A 14,174-nucleotide genomic window follows, 5' to 3' on the forward strand; every position below is an offset into this window, starting at 1 on the left:
CCATCGCTACGATGGGCAATCCATTCCGCGCGTGAATGGTCCGCCAGGAGCAGGCATGAATCCCGTCGTCGCCCGCCAGGGCATCATCTCGCTGAAGATCAGGGACATCGCGTCGCTCTACGGCGCGTACATGCCCTTCCTCAAGAACGGCGGCCTGTTTGCTCCGACCACGCAACGCTATGCGTTGGGCGACGAGGTGGTGCTGCTGATCAGCCTGATCGACGAAAGCGAGCGGATGTCGGTGGCGGGCAAGGTGGTGTGGATCAGCCCGGTCGGCGCCCAGGGCAATCGCCCGGCAGGCATCGGCGTGCATTTCAGCGAATCCGGCGATGGCGAAGTGGCGCGCCAGCGCATCGAAAACCTGCTCGCCGGCATGACGGCCTCCGATCGCCCCACCAGCACGATGTGACGCCGGCGAAAAGCGCGCACGCCATTTCATGGCGATGCACGGTCATCTGCGCGCCCGAATACTTGTCGTGTCACCCGCCCGCACTGATACAATAGCCCGATCCCCGAACCAGATCGTGGCCGGTCGGACGCCTGCGACGGATCGTGGGTGATCGTGATGGAGCCGCTCGCGGCCGTCGCTTTCCGCTGAAGCCACTTCCCGGACCGTCTTCCCCACGGTCACTGATGCGCCCGCGGGCGCGGAGGTACGTTGCATCGTGCTCGCCGAATACTGGCCCATCCTGCTGTTCATCGGCGTCGCCACCGGCCTCGGCCTGGTGCTGCTCGCCATCGGTATGCTCGTCGGTCCGCGCCGGCCCGAAGCGGAAAAGCTCGCGCCCTACGAGTGCGGCTTTGAAGCGTTCGAGGACGCCCGCATGCGCTTCGACGTGCGCTACTACCTGCTGGCGATCCTGTTCATCATCTTCGACCTGGAAATCGCCTTCCTGTTTCCGTGGGCGGTGGTGTTCCAGTCGATCGGCCTCATCGCGCTGATCGAGATGGCGCTGTTCCTGCTGCTGCTGGTGATCGGCTTCGCCTACGTCTGGAAGAAGGGAGCACTGGAATGGGAGTGATGTCCTCCATCGACCGGGTGATGCACAACCCGCAGCCGCTGAACCTGGTCGACGACATCCTGCGTCCGGCCGGCGACAACCCGATCGTGCAGCGCGGCTTCGCCACTACTTCGGTGGATGCGCTGATGAACTGGGCGCGCACCGGTTCGATGTGGCCGATGACCTTCGGCCTGGCCTGCTGCGCGGTGGAGATGATGCACGCCGGCGCCGCGCGCCTGGATCTGGACCGCTACGGCGTGATCTTCCGCCCCAGCCCGCGCCAGAGCGACGTGATGATCGTCGCCGGCACCCTGGTCAACAAGATGGCCCCGGCGCTGCGCAAGGTCTACGACCAGATGCCCGACCCGAAGTGGGTGATCTCGATGGGCAGCTGCGCCAACGGCGGCGGCTACTACCACTACTCGTACTCCGTGGTGCGCGGCTGCGATCGCATCGTGCCGGTGGACATCTACGTGCCGGGTTGCCCGCCGACGGCCGAGGCGCTGATCCACGGCATCCTGCAGCTGCAGAAGAAGATCCGCCGCACCAGCACCATCGCGCGTTCCTGAAGGCGCCTGCCCCATGACTGATACGCAAGACACCTCGCTCGCCGGGCGCCTCACGGCCCGCTTCGGCGACCTGCTCTCGATCAGCGTCGCCCGTCGCGAAGTGACTGCCGAGGTCCGTGCCGCCGACCTCTTGGCCGTGGCCACCGCGCTGCGCGACGAACCCTCGTTCCGCTTCAGCGAGCTGATCGACCTGTGCGGCATCGACTACCTCGGCTACGGCCAGACCGAGTGGGACACCAACACCGCCGCGGGCGAGGGTTTCTCGCGCGGCGTGGAAGGCGAGGCGGTCGGCCGCTTCAGCTGGGCCGACCGTCCGCATCCGGAGCGCAACCCGCGCCGCTTCGCCGCGGTGATCCACCTGCTGTCGATCGAGCACAACCAGCGCCTGCGCCTGCGCGTGTTCGCCGAGGACGACAGCTTGCCGGTGGTGCCGTCGCTGACCGGCGTGTGGCCGGGCGTGAACTGGTTCGAGCGCGAGGCGTTCGACCTGTACGGCATCCTGTTCGAGGGGCATCCGGACCTGCGCCGCATCCTCACCGACTACGGCTTCGTCGGCCATCCGTTCCGCAAGGACTTCCCGCTGATCGGCAATGTCGAGGTGCGCTACGACCCCGAGCAGAAGCGGGTGATCTACGAACCGGTTTCGATCGAGCCGCGCGTGCTGGTGCCGCGGGTGATCCGCGACGATGCCGATCTGCTGCAGGCCAAGGCCGAGGCCGCCGACCACTGGCGGGAGAACTGAGATGAAGGCTGCCTCTGTGGAAATCCGCAACTACACGATGAACTTCGGTCCGCAGCATCCCGCGGCGCACGGCGTGCTGCGCCTGGTGCTGGAGATGGACGGCGAGACGATCGTGCGCGCCGATCCGCACGTGGGCCTGCTGCATCGTGGCACCGAGAAGCTGGCCGAGTCCAAGCCGTTCAACCAGTCGATCGGCTACATGGACCGGCTCGACTACGTGTCGATGATGTGCAACGAGCACGCCTACGTGCGCGCGATCGAGACCCTGCTGGGCATCGAGGCGCCGGAGCGCGCGCAGTACATCCGCACCATGTTCGACGAGATCACCCGCATCCTGAATCACCTGATGTGGATCGGCTCGAACGCGCTCGACCTCGGCGCGATGGCGGTGTTCCTGTACGCCTTCCGCGAGCGCGAGGAGCTGATGGACTGCTACGAGGCGGTCTCCGGCGCGCGCATGCATGCCACCTACTACCGCCCCGGCGGCGTCTACCGCGACCTGCCGGCGCAGATGCCGCAGTACCGCGAGTCGCCCTGGCACAAGGGCGCCGACCTCAAGCGCCTGAACAGCTGGCGCGAAGGCTCGATGCTGGACTTCCTCGACGCGTTCACCGCCGACTTCCCGTCCAAGGTCGACGAGTACGAGGAACTGCTCACCAACAACCGCATCTGGAAGCAGCGCACCGTCGGCATCGGCGTGATCAGCCCGGAACTGGCCCAGCAGTGGGGCATGACCGGCGCGATGCTGCGCGGCTCGGGCGTGGCCTGGGACCTGCGCAAGAAGCAGCCGTACGCCAGGTATGCGCAGATGGATTTCGACATTCCGGTCGGCGTCAACGGCGACTGCTACGACCGCTACCTGGTACGCGTGGAAGAGATGCGCCAGTCCAACCGCATCATCCAGCAGTGCGTGAAGTGGCTGCGCGCCAACCCCGGCCCGGTGATGCTGAAGAACTTCAAGGTCGCGCCGCCCTCGCGCGAGGAGATGAAGGAGGACATGGAAGCCCTCATCCATCACTTCAAGCTGTTCACCGAGGGCTACGGCGTGCCGGCCGGGGAGACCTATTGCGCGGTCGAGGCGCCCAAGGGCGAGTTCGGCTGCTACCTGGTCTCCGACGGCGCCAACAAGCCGTTCCGCGTGCACCTGCGCGCGCCGGGCTTTGCGCATCTTTCCTCGATCGATCCCATCGTGAGCGGCCACATGCTGGCCGACGTGGTGGCGATGATCGGTACCTACGACCTCGTGTTCGGCGAGGTGGATCGATGAGGACGGCGGGATTCGAGATACGGGATTCGGGATTGGCGGGAGCAACGTGCCAATCCGACAACCCGCTTTTCCGAATCCCGAATCCCGAATCCCCAATCACGGCCCAAAAACCATGAAAGCCACCGGACATTACGACCAGGTCAGGAACGTCGACCCGCTCGCCGTACTCGACGACCACACCCGCCATCACATCGATGCGTGGGTGGCGAAGTTTCCGCCGGACCGCAAGCGCTCGGCGCTGATCCAGGCGCTGTTCGCGGCGCAGGAGCAGAACCACGGCTACCTCACCGACGAACTGATCACCGCCGTGGCGAAGTACCTCGAGCTGCCGGCCGTGTGGGCCTACGAGGTGGCGAGCTTCTACTCGATGCTCGAAACCAAACCGGTGGGCCGCAACAACGTGGCGATCTGCACCAACATCTCGTGCTGGCTCAACGGCGCCGAGGACCTGGTGCGGCACTGCGAGGAAAAGCTCGGCATCAAGCTGGGCGAAAGCACGCCGGACGGGCGCGTCTACCTGAAGAAGGAAGAGGAATGCATCGCTGCCTGCGTGCGCGCACCGGCGATGACCGTCAACGGCCACTATCACGAATTTCTGACGATCGAGAAGGTCGACCAGATCCTCGACGGGCTCAAGTGAGGCATCGGTAATGGCAGTCGGACCCGCTCCGCAGGAACACCAGGTTGTCTACACCACGCTGCATTTCGACAAGCCGTGGTCGATGGACAGCTACGTGCAGATGGACGGCTACAAGGCGTGGAAGAAGATTCTCGCCGAGAAGCCGGACCCGGCCTCGATCGTCGAGGAGGTGAAGAAATCCAACCTGCGCGGCCGCGGCGGCGCGGGCTTCCCGACCGGCCTGAAGTGGTCCTTCATGCCCAAGGGCGACATGCAGAAGTACATCCTGTGCAACTCGGACGAGTCCGAGCCGGGCACCGCCAAGGACCGCGACATCCTGCGCTTCAACCCGCATGCGGTGATCGAGGGCATGGCGATCGCCTGCTACGCGACCGGCTCCACGGTGGCCTACAACTACCTGCGCGGCGAGTTCCACCACGAGCCGTTCGAGCACTTCGAGGAAGCGCTGAAGGAAGCCTATGCGGCCGGCCTGCTGGGCAAGAACATCGGCGGCACCGGCATCGACGTGGACATCCATGCCGCGCTCGGCGCCGGCGCCTACATCTGCGGCGAGGAAACCGCGCTGATGGAGTCGCTGGAAGGCAAGAAGGGCCAGCCGCGCTTCAAGCCGCCGTTCCCGGCCAACTTCGGCCTGTACGGCAGGCCCACCACCATCAACAACACCGAGAGCTACGCCTCGGTGCCGGCAATCCTGCGCAACGGCGCGGAGTGGTTCTTGAACCTCGGCAAGCCGAACAACGGCGGCCCGAAGGTGTTCTCGGTCTCCGGCCACGTCAACAAGCCCGGCAATTTCGAGATCCGCCTGGGCACCTCGTTCAACGACTTGCTGGCGATGGCCGGCGGCGTGCGCAACGGCAACAAACTAAAGGCGGTGATCCCGGGCGGCTCCTCGATGAAGGTGCTGCCGGCGGCGACCATCATGGAATGCACCATGGACTACGACAGCCTGCAGAAGGCCGGCTCGGGCCTGGGCTCCGGTGCCGTGATCGTGATGGACGAGACCACCTGCATGGTGCGCGCCTGCCATCGCATCGCGCGCTTCTACTACGCCGAGTCCTGCGGCCAGTGCACGCCGTGCCGCGAGGGCACCGGCTGGATGTACCGCGTGCTCAGCCGCATCGTGGAAGGCAAGGGCAGCGAGGACGACCTGCATCGCCTGAAGGCGGTCGCCGGGCAGATCGAGGGCCACACCATCTGCGCCTTCGGCGAAGCGGCCGCCTGGCCGGTGCAGGGCTTCCTGCACCACTTCTGGGACGAGTTCGAATACTTCGTGCGCAACGGTCGCTCCATCGTGGATGACCAGTTTGCCGCAGCAAACCAGGGAGTCGCCGCCTGATGAGCGCGCAGCCAGTGCCCCCCGCCCTCGATCTGCTCAATATCGAGATCGACGGCAAGCCCACCCGGATCCGCAAGGGTGCCATGATCATCGAAGCGGCCGACGCCATCGGTGTGGCGATCCCGCGCTTCTGCTACCACCGTAAGCTGCCCATCGCCGCCAACTGCCGCATGTGCCTGGTCGACGTGGAGATGGGCGGCAAGCTGATGCCCAAGCCGCAGCCGGCGTGCGCCACGCCGGTGGCCGAGGGCATGAGGGTGATGACGCGCTCGGAGAAGGCGCTGAAGTTCCAGAAGGACGTGATGGAGTTCCTTCTGATCAACCATCCGCTGGACTGCCCGATCTGCGATCAGGGCGGTGAGTGCGAGCTGCAGGACGTGGCGCTGGGCTACGGCCGCAGCGTGTCGCGCTACACCGAGCGCAAGCGCACCGTGGCCGACGAGAACATCGGTCCGCTGGTCGCCACCGAGATGACCCGCTGCATCCAGTGCACCCGCTGCGTGCGCTTCACCAGCGAGATCGCCGGCACCTACGAGCTCGGCGGCATGAACCGCGGCGAGAACCTGCAGATCGGCACCTACATCGGCAAGACGCTCGATACCGAGCTGTCGGGCAACATCATCGACGTCTGCCCGGTCGGCGCGCTGACCGACAAGCCGTTCCAGTTCAAGGCACGCGCCTGGGAGCTGATCGCCAAGCCGTCGATCGGCTACCACGACGCGCTCGGTTCCAACCTGTGGCTGCACACACGCCGCGGCGAAGTGCTGCGCACGGTGCCGCGCGACAACGAATCGATCAACGAGTGCTGGCTGTCCGACCGCGACCGCTACAGCTATCAGGGCCTGTATGCCGCCGACCGCATCGGCGTACCGGAAGTGAAGCGCAATGGCCGGTGGCAGGCGACCACCTGGGACGACGCGCTGGCGTTCGCCGCCGAGGCGCTGCAGCAGCTGCCGGGCAGCGAGCTGGGCGTGCTGGTCCATCCAGCCACCAGCAACGAGGAGGGCGACCTGTTGGTGCGTCTGGCGCGCGGCCTGGGCAGCGTCCACGTCGACCACCGCCTGCGCCAGCTCGACTTCGCCGACGCTGCCGCGGCCACGACGTTCGCGATGCCGGTGGCCGAGGTGGCCAAGGTACGCGCCGCGCTGCTGGTCGGCTCCAACCTGCGTCACGAAATGCCGCTGCTCAACCATCGCCTGCATCAGGCGGTGAAGAAGGGCGCGAGGGTCTACACGGTCAACCCGGCTGCTTTCGACTTCAACTACCGGCTGGCGGGCGAGACCGTGGTCGCGCCGCACGCGCTGGTCGACGCGCTGCTGTCGCTGGCCCATGCGGCCGTGGCGGCGGGCGCCTCGGCGCCGGCGGCGCTGGTCGATGCGATCGGGCATGCGTCCTCGGACCAGGGCGACACCGAGGCGCTGGCCGCACTCAAGAGCGGCAGCGCGGTGATCGTGCTGGGCGAGCTGGCGGTGACCCACCCGCAGGCTTCCTGGCTGCGCGCCATTGCCCGCTTCATTGCCGAAGCGACCGGCGCCGCACTCAACGAACTGCCGGTGGGTGCCAATGCGATCGGCCTCGGCCGTGCCGGCGTGCTGCCGGGCAACGGCGGCCTCGACGCGCAGGCAATGCTGGCCAAACCGCGCAAGGGTTATGTGCTGTACGGCGTGGAGCCGCCGCACGACTTCGCCGACGGCGACGCCGCGCTCAAGGCACTGCTGAGCGCCGAGAGCGTGGTGGCGTTCGCCGCCTACGCCAGCCCGGCGTTGCGCGACGTGGCCGACGTGATCCTGCCGATCGCGCTGCTACCGGAATCGGAGGGCACGCTGGTGAATGTGGATGGCCTCGCCCAGCAGCAACTGGCGGGCGCCAAGGCGCCGGGCCAGGCGCGTCCGGGCTGGAAGGTGCTGCGCGCGCTCGGTGGCCTGATGCAGTTCGCCGGCTTCGAGTTCGACGATCTCGCCGGCCTGCGTGCGGGCATGGCCGAGCGTCCTTCCGCTGCGGCGAATGCGGGTCTGGCCGTGCGTTCCGCGGTCGCCGGGCCGAGTCGACTGGCCGACTGGCCGATCTACCGCACCGACGCCGTGCTGCGCCGCGCGACGGCGTTGAACGCCCATCCGCTCAACCGCGCCCCGGCCGTGCGCCTGAACGCGGACGAGGCCGCCCGCCAGGGCGTCGCCGATGGCGCTTCGGTGCGCGTGGGCCACGTCGTGCTGCCGGTGGTGGTCGATGGCGCAGTGCCGGACGGCGCCGCGTGGATCGAGGCCGCGCATGAACTCACCGCGACGCTGCCGGCCTACGGCGCGTCCCTCACCCTGAGCAAGGCTTAAGCCCATGGGCGACCAGATCCTCAACCAGCTCGTCTGGCCGGTCATCTACATCCTGTGCATCGCGGTGCCGCTGATTCTGGCGGTGGCCATGTTCGTGTACTGGGAGCGCAAGGTCATCGGCTGGATGCACGTGCGCATGGGGCCGAACAAGATCGGCCCGCTGGGTCTGCTGCAGGCCTTCGCCGACGTGGTCAAGCTGCTGATCAAGGAAGTGATTCTGCCGACCAACGCGAACAAGTTCCTGTACTACCTCGCGCCGATGCTGGCGCTGGTACCGGCACTGGCCGCGTGGTCGGTGATCCCGTTCGGCGAGAAGATGGTGCTGGCCAACGTCAACGCGGGATTGCTGTACCTGCTGGCGATGACCTCGCTGGGCGTGTACGGCATCATCCTGGCCGGCTGGGCCTCCAACTCGCGCTACGCGTTGCTCGGCGCGATGCGCTCGGCCGCGCAGGTGATCTCCTACGAACTGGCGATGGGCCTGTGCCTGGTGTGCGTGCTGGTGCTGGCCGGTTCGCTCAACCTGACCGACATCGTGCACGCGCAGTCCGGCCCGAAGGGCATCGGAGAGTGGTTCATGTGGCCGCTGCTGCCGGTGTTCGTCATCTACTTCATCTCCGGCGTGGCCGAAACCAACCGCGCGCCGTTCGACGTGGCCGAGGGCGAGTCGGAGATCGTCGCCGGCTTCCACGTGGAGTATTCCGGATCGGCCTTCGCGATCTTCTTTCTGGCCGAGTACGCCAACATGATCCTGGTGAGCTTCCTCGCCTCGGTCCTGTTCATGGGCGGCTGGCTGAGCCCGTTCCCCGAGAGCTGGGGCTGGATCGGCCATGGCGGCTTCATCTGGCTGTTCATCAAGGCCTTCGTGTTCGCCTTCATGTTCCTCTGGTTCCGCGCCAGCTTCCCGCGCTACCGCTATGACCAGATCATGCGGCTGGGCTGGAAGGTGTTCATTCCCATCACCATCGTGTGGGTCCTCGTTGCCGGCTGCATGAAGTATTTCGGCTGGGTCGTGGTGTGAAGATGATGATGCGAGATTTTGGCGAGCACCTGCCCCTCACCTCGATCCTCTCCCCGGAGGGGAGAGGAGGCGAACGCAAAGAGCCATGCTTATGCATGCACCCGCCCCTCATCCGCCCTGACGGGCACCTTCTCCCCGGCGGGGAGAAGGGAGTCAAGCCGAGAGCGTTCCCATGAACCGCATTACCCACTATTTCAAGAGCCTGCTGCTGATCGAGTTGCTCAAGGGCATGGGCCTGACCATGCGCTACATGTTCAAGCCCAAGTACACGATGCGCTACCCGATGGAGCACATCCCCAAGTCGAACCGCTTCCGCGGCCTGCACGCGCTGCGCCGCTACCCGAACGGCGAGGAGCGCTGCATCGCGTGCAAGCTGTGCGAGGCGGTGTGTCCGGCGCTGGCGATCACCATCGACTCGGCGCCGCGCGCCAGTGATGGCCAGCGTCGCACCACGCGCTACGACATCGACCTGTTCAAGTGCATCTTCTGCGGCTTCTGCGAGGAGAGCTGCCCGGTTGATTCGATCGTGGAGACCTCGATCCACGAGTACCACTTCGAGCAGCGTGGCGAGAACGTGGTGACCAAGCCGCAGCTGCTCGCCATTGGCGACCGCTTCGAGGCCGATATCGCCGCCGCCCGCGCGCAAGACGCGGCCTACCGCTGAGGGCATGGGATATTCATGATCAATCCACAGTTGTTCCAGCTCGTCTGCTTCTACGCCTTCGCCACCGTGACGGTGGCCTCGGCGCTGGCGGTGATCACCCTGCGCAACTCGGTGCATGCCGTGCTTGCGCTGGTGCTCACCTTCTTCAGCTCCGCCTGTATCTGGCTGCTGGCCGAGGCCGAGTTCCTGGCCATCGCGCTGATCGTGGTCTACGTGGGCGCGGTGATGGTGCTGTTCCTGTTCGTGGTGATGATGCTCGACATCGACCAGGAGAAGATGCGCGAGGGCTTCGTCAAGTTCCTGCCGGTGGGCCTGATCGTGGCGCTGGTGATGCTCGGCGAGATGCTGGCGCTGATCGGCGTGCGCGCGATGCACGCCACGGTGCTGGGCGAGAATCCCGCCACTGCTGCCGGCCTGTCCAACACCGCCTGGCTGGGCCATGCGCTGTATACCGATTACCTGCTGCCGTTCGAGATCGCCGCGCTGATCCTCACCGTGGGCGTGGTGGCGGCGGTGGCGCTGACGCTGCGTCATCGCGGCGGTGCGCGCTACCAGAGCGCCAGCCAGCAGGTGGCGGTGAAGGCGAGCGATCGTGTGCGCATCGTCAAGATGGCCGCCGATACGTCGTACGACCCGCCGTCCGCCGAGGAGACCAAGTGATGCTCACGCTCTCGCACTACATCGTGCTCGGCGCGGTGCTGTTCTGCATCTCCGTGGCCGGCCTGTTCATCAACCGCAAGAACGTCATCGTGCTGCTGATGGCGATCGAGTTGATGCTGCTGGCGGTGAACATGAACTTCGTGGCGTTTTCGCGCTTCCTGGGCGACGTCTCCGGCCAGGTGTTCGTGTTCTTCATCCTCACCGTGGCCGCGGCGGAATCCGCGATCGGCCTGGCGATCCTGGTGCTGCTGTTCCGCAATCGCAGCACGATCAACGTCGCCGAAATCGACAGCATGAAGGGCTGAGCGGATGGAACTTTCGACTTCGATTCTGCTCACCATCGCTCTGGCGCCGCTGGTCGGCTGCCTGCTGGCGGGCTTCTTCGGCAAGTTCATCGGCAGGGCCGGCGCGCACAGCGTGACCATCCTCGGCCTGCTGGTGGCCTGCGGACTTTCGTTCTACGTGCTGTACCAGATCACCGCAGGCGGTGCGCCGGTCTACAACCACAACCTGTACACCTGGTTCGAGATCGGCAAGTTCAGCGCCAGCGTGGGCTTCCTGGTCGATCGCCTCACTGCGATGATGATGGTGGTGGTGACCTTCGTGTCGCTGCTGGTGCACGTGTACACCATCGGCTACATGGCCGACGACGACGGTTACCAGCGCTTCTTCAGCTATATCTCGCTGTTCACCTTCTCGATGTTGATGCTCGTGATGAGCAACAACTTCATGCAGCTGTTCTTCGGCTGGGAGGCGGTGGGCCTGGTGTCGTACCTGTTGATCGGCTTCTGGTACAAGCGCCCGAGCGCGATCTTCGCCAACCTCAAGGCGTTCGTGGTCAATCGCGTGGGCGACTTCGGTTTTCTGCTCGGCATCGCCGCGGTGCTGTATTTCCTGGGCACCATGGACTACGCCGCCGCGTTCGCCGACGCGCCGACCCTGGTGGGCAAGACGCTGCAGATCACCCAGAACCATGCGTGGGATGCCGCCACGGTGATCTGCGTGCTGCTGTTCATCGGCGCGATGGGCAAGTCGGCTCAGGTGCCGCTGCACGTGTGGCTGCCCGACTCGATGGAAGGCCCGACCCCGATCTCGGCGCTGATCCACGCCGCGACGATGGTGACCGCGGGCATCTTCATGGTGGCGCGCATGTCGCCCATCTTCGAGCTGTCCGGCCCGGCGCTGAGCTTCGTGTTGGTGATCGGTGCCACCGGCGCGCTGTTCACCGGCCTGATCGGCATCGTGCAGAACGACATCAAGCGGGTGGTGGCGTACTCCACGCTGTCGCAGCTGGGCTACATGACAGTGGCGCTGGGCGTGTCGGCCTACTCGGGCGCGGTGTTCCACCTGATGACCCACGCCTTCTTCAAGGCGCTGCTGTTCCTCGGCGCCGGCTCGGTGATCATCGCCATGCACCACGAGCAGGACATGCGCTACATGGGCGGCCTGCGCAAGTACATGCCGATCACCTGGATCACCATGTGGATCGGCTCGCTGGCGCTGTGCGGCGTGCCGTTCTTCGCCGGCTTCTACTCGAAGGACGCGATCATCGAGGCGGTGGGCGAATCGCATCGCTGGGGCGCCAGCTACGCCTACTTCTGCGTGATGGCCGGTGCCTTCGTCACGGCGCTGTACACCTTCCGTCAAATGTACCTGACCTTCCACGGCAAGGAGCGCTTCACCGTCGAGGCACATGGCGAACATGGGCACGCCGAAGCCGCCACCCATGCACATGCCGAATCCCATGCCGACCATCCCGGCGCTTCGAATGAATCGGTGCATCCGGACGAGCATTCGATGACCGAGCCGCACCATGGGACGCCCGGCGTACTGCATCACGCGCCGAAGGAGTCGCCGTGGGTGGTGACGCTGCCGTTGATACTGCTGGCGATCCCGTCGCTGCTGATCGGATTCCTGACCGTCGGCCCGATGCTGTTCGGCAACTGGTTCGGCCGGGCGATCCACGTGGAAGAGGCGAACAACGTGCTGGGCGAGCTGGCCGGCAAGTTCCACGGCGCGGCGGCGATGGCGCTGCACGGGTTCACCCAATGGCCGTTCTTCCTGGTGCTGGCGGCGTTCCTCATCCAGACCTACATCTACCTGTTCAACCCGGCGCTGGCCGGCCGGATCAAGGGCGCGCTCAAGCCGCTGTGGATCATGCTGGACCGCAAGTACTGGGTGGACGACGTGTACTTCGCGGTCTTCGCCCGCGGTAGCGTGAAGCTTGGCCGGATGTTCTGGAAGGCAGGCGACGCGGCGGTGATCGACGGCGTGCTGGTCGACGGCTCGGCCGGGCTGGTGCAGCGCATCGCCGCCAACGCGCGTCGGCTGCAGTCCGGCTACCTCTATCACTACGCCTTCGCGATGATTCTCGGCCTGATCCTGCTGCTCGGCGGGTTCTGGCTGGTCGGGCACTAAAGGGAATCCAGCTCCATGTTCAATCATTTGCTCAGCCTGCTGATCTGGCTTCCCGTCGCTGGCGCAGTACCGGTGCTGCTGGCCGGTTCCGCCCGACCGGGACTGGCCCGCTGGCTCGCCCTGCTGGTCGCCATCCTCACCTTCGTGGTCAGCCTGTTTCTGCTGTCGCAGTACGACGCTGCTGGTGCGGCCATGCAGCTGGGCGAGGACCATCTGTGGATCGCCTCGCTCGGTGTGCACTACGGCCTGGCGGTGGACGGCATCTCGGTGGCGCTGATCCTGCTCACCACCTTCGTCGGCATCCTGGTGATCGTGGGCGCCTGGGAGGTGATCCAGGACAAGCCGCACCAGTACATGGCCGCCATGCTGGTGCTCGAAGGCCTGATGATCGGCGTGTTCTGCGCCACCGATGCGCTGCTGTTCTACGTGTTCTTCGAGGCCATGCTGATCCCGATGTTCATCCTCATCGGCGTCTGGGGCGGTCCGCGGCGCGTGTACGCCACGATCAAGTTCTTCATCTACACCTTCCTCGGTTCGATCTTCATGCTGGTCGGCCTGATCTACCTGTACCTCAAGGCCGGTACGTTCGACCTGCACACGCTGGCGGCGCTGCCGTTGACCATGAAGGAGCAGAGCTGGCTGTTCTTCGCCTTCCTGCTGGCGTTCGCGGTGAAGGTGCCGATGGTGCCGGTGCACACCTGGCTGCCCGACGCCCACGTGGAGGCGCCGACCGGCGGCTCGGTGGTGCTGGCGGCGGTGATGCTGAAGATCGGCGGATACGGCTTCCTGCGTTTCTCGCTGCCGATCACGCCCGACGCCGCCGCGCACTTCGCGCCGCTGGTGATCGTGCTGAGCCTGGTCGCGGTGGTCTACATCGGCTACGTCGCGCTGGTGCAGGACGACATGAAGAAGCTGGTGGCCTATTCGTCGGTGGCCCACATGGGCTTCGTGACGCTGGGCATCTTCATCGCCTTCATGCTGGTGCGCGACGCCAACAATCCGGATGCGGCCAAGCTGGGCATGCAGGGTGCGATGGTGCAGATGATCTCGCACGGTTTCGTCTCCGGTGCGATGTTCTCGTGCATCGGCGTGCTGTACGACCGCCTGCACACGCGACAGATCAAGGACTACGGCGGCGTGATCAACGTCATGCCCTGGTTCGGCTTCTTCTACGTGCTGTTCGCCATGGCCAACTCCGGCCTGCCGGGCACCAGCGGGTTCGTCGGCGAGTTCATGGTGGTGCTGGCCAGCTTCACCGCCAATCCGTGGATCGCGCTGTTCGCCGCGTTCACCCTGATCATCGGCGCGGCCTACACGCTGTGGATGGTCAAGCGCGTGCTGTGGGGCGACATCACCAATCCGCACGTGGCGGAAATGAAGGAGATCAACGGGCGCGAGACCTTCGTGCTGGGCGCCTTCGCCGCCGCGGTGCTGGCGCTGGGCATCTGGCCGCAGCCGCTGATCCACCTGATGGACAGCTCGGTGGCGCAGCTGGTCCAGCAGCTGGCCGTACACAAGATCTGATCGGG

At 65.8% G+C, this 14,174-nt stretch carries 14 protein-coding genes; all 14 read left to right on the forward strand.

All coding sequences use genetic code 11. The features are described 5' to 3' along the window. The first annotated feature begins 55 nt into the window (after positions 1-55). The 14 genes from ACO2Q2_RS09280 to ACO2Q2_RS09345 all read left to right on the forward strand — a co-directional run bounded on the left by ACO2Q2_RS09280 (position 56) and on the right by ACO2Q2_RS09345 (position 14,169). The gene (locus ACO2Q2_RS09280) at positions 56-409 is read left to right on the forward strand and encodes a PilZ domain-containing protein (RefSeq protein ID WP_423255485.1); all 354 of its coding nucleotides are present in this window, start codon (positions 56-58) and stop codon (positions 407-409) included. Between the two features lie 256 nt (positions 410-665). Further along, positions 666-1,022: an NADH-quinone oxidoreductase subunit A gene (locus tag ACO2Q2_RS09285; protein ID WP_423255486.1), complete on the forward strand. Its 357-nt coding sequence runs from the start codon at positions 666-668 to the stop codon at positions 1,020-1,022. Continuing rightward, entirely contained in the window at positions 1,013-1,570 is a 558-nt protein-coding gene (locus ACO2Q2_RS09290) for a NuoB/complex I 20 kDa subunit family protein (protein WP_423255487.1), read from the forward strand. Before ACO2Q2_RS09285 ends, ACO2Q2_RS09290 begins: the two co-directional genes overlap by 10 nt. Before the next feature lie 13 nt (positions 1,571-1,583). Continuing rightward, complete coding sequence (locus tag ACO2Q2_RS09295; protein WP_423255488.1) at positions 1,584-2,312, forward strand: NADH-quinone oxidoreductase subunit C; 729 nt, start codon at positions 1,584-1,586, stop codon at positions 2,310-2,312. Position 2,313: 1 nt separating this feature from the next. Further along, entirely contained in the window at positions 2,314-3,579 is a 1,266-nt protein-coding gene (locus tag ACO2Q2_RS09300; protein ID WP_423255489.1) for an NADH-quinone oxidoreductase subunit D, read from the forward strand. 112 nt (positions 3,580-3,691) lie between these two features. After that, positions 3,692-4,219, forward strand: a complete 528-nt coding sequence (gene nuoE / locus ACO2Q2_RS09305; RefSeq protein ID WP_423255490.1) for an NADH-quinone oxidoreductase subunit NuoE — start codon at positions 3,692-3,694, stop codon at positions 4,217-4,219. A 10-nt stretch (positions 4,220-4,229) separates the two neighbouring features. Further along, complete coding sequence (gene nuoF, locus ACO2Q2_RS09310; protein WP_423255491.1) at positions 4,230-5,555, forward strand: NADH-quinone oxidoreductase subunit NuoF; 1,326 nt, start codon at positions 4,230-4,232, stop codon at positions 5,553-5,555. Next, positions 5,555-7,882, forward strand: coding sequence for an NADH-quinone oxidoreductase subunit NuoG (gene nuoG / locus ACO2Q2_RS09315; protein ID WP_423255492.1), 2,328 nt, complete (start codon positions 5,555-5,557; stop codon positions 7,880-7,882). Before nuoF ends, nuoG begins: the two co-directional genes overlap by 1 nt. A gap of 4 nt (positions 7,883-7,886) precedes the next feature. Beyond that, positions 7,887-8,903, forward strand: coding sequence for an NADH-quinone oxidoreductase subunit NuoH (gene nuoH / locus ACO2Q2_RS09320; RefSeq protein WP_423255493.1), 1,017 nt, complete (start codon positions 7,887-7,889; stop codon positions 8,901-8,903). 172 nt (positions 8,904-9,075) lie between these two features. Then, positions 9,076-9,567, forward strand: a complete 492-nt coding sequence (gene nuoI, locus ACO2Q2_RS09325) for an NADH-quinone oxidoreductase subunit NuoI (RefSeq protein ID WP_423255494.1) — start codon at positions 9,076-9,078, stop codon at positions 9,565-9,567. 15 nt (positions 9,568-9,582) lie between these two features. After that, positions 9,583-10,227: an NADH-quinone oxidoreductase subunit J gene (locus tag ACO2Q2_RS09330; protein WP_423255495.1), complete on the forward strand. Its 645-nt coding sequence runs from the start codon at positions 9,583-9,585 to the stop codon at positions 10,225-10,227. Continuing rightward, entirely contained in the window at positions 10,224-10,532 is a 309-nt protein-coding gene (gene nuoK, locus ACO2Q2_RS09335; RefSeq protein WP_205631085.1) for an NADH-quinone oxidoreductase subunit NuoK, read from the forward strand. The genes ACO2Q2_RS09330 and nuoK overlap by 4 nt, the downstream gene beginning before the upstream one ends. Positions 10,533-10,536: 4 nt before the next feature. Then, on the forward strand, positions 10,537-12,645 hold the full coding sequence (gene nuoL, locus ACO2Q2_RS09340; protein ID WP_423255496.1) for an NADH-quinone oxidoreductase subunit L: 2,109 nt from the start codon (positions 10,537-10,539) through the stop codon (positions 12,643-12,645). A 15-nt stretch (positions 12,646-12,660) separates the two neighbouring features. Next, a complete protein-coding gene (locus ACO2Q2_RS09345; protein WP_423255497.1) occupies positions 12,661-14,169 on the forward strand; it encodes an NADH-quinone oxidoreductase subunit M in 1,509 nt (502 codons plus the stop codon). The last annotated feature ends 5 nt before the right edge of the window (positions 14,170-14,174 follow it).

Origin of the sequence: Dyella sp. KRB-257 (assembly GCF_049445995.1) — a bacterium.
Taxonomy (GTDB): Bacteria; Pseudomonadota; Gammaproteobacteria; order Xanthomonadales; family Rhodanobacteraceae; genus Dyella_A.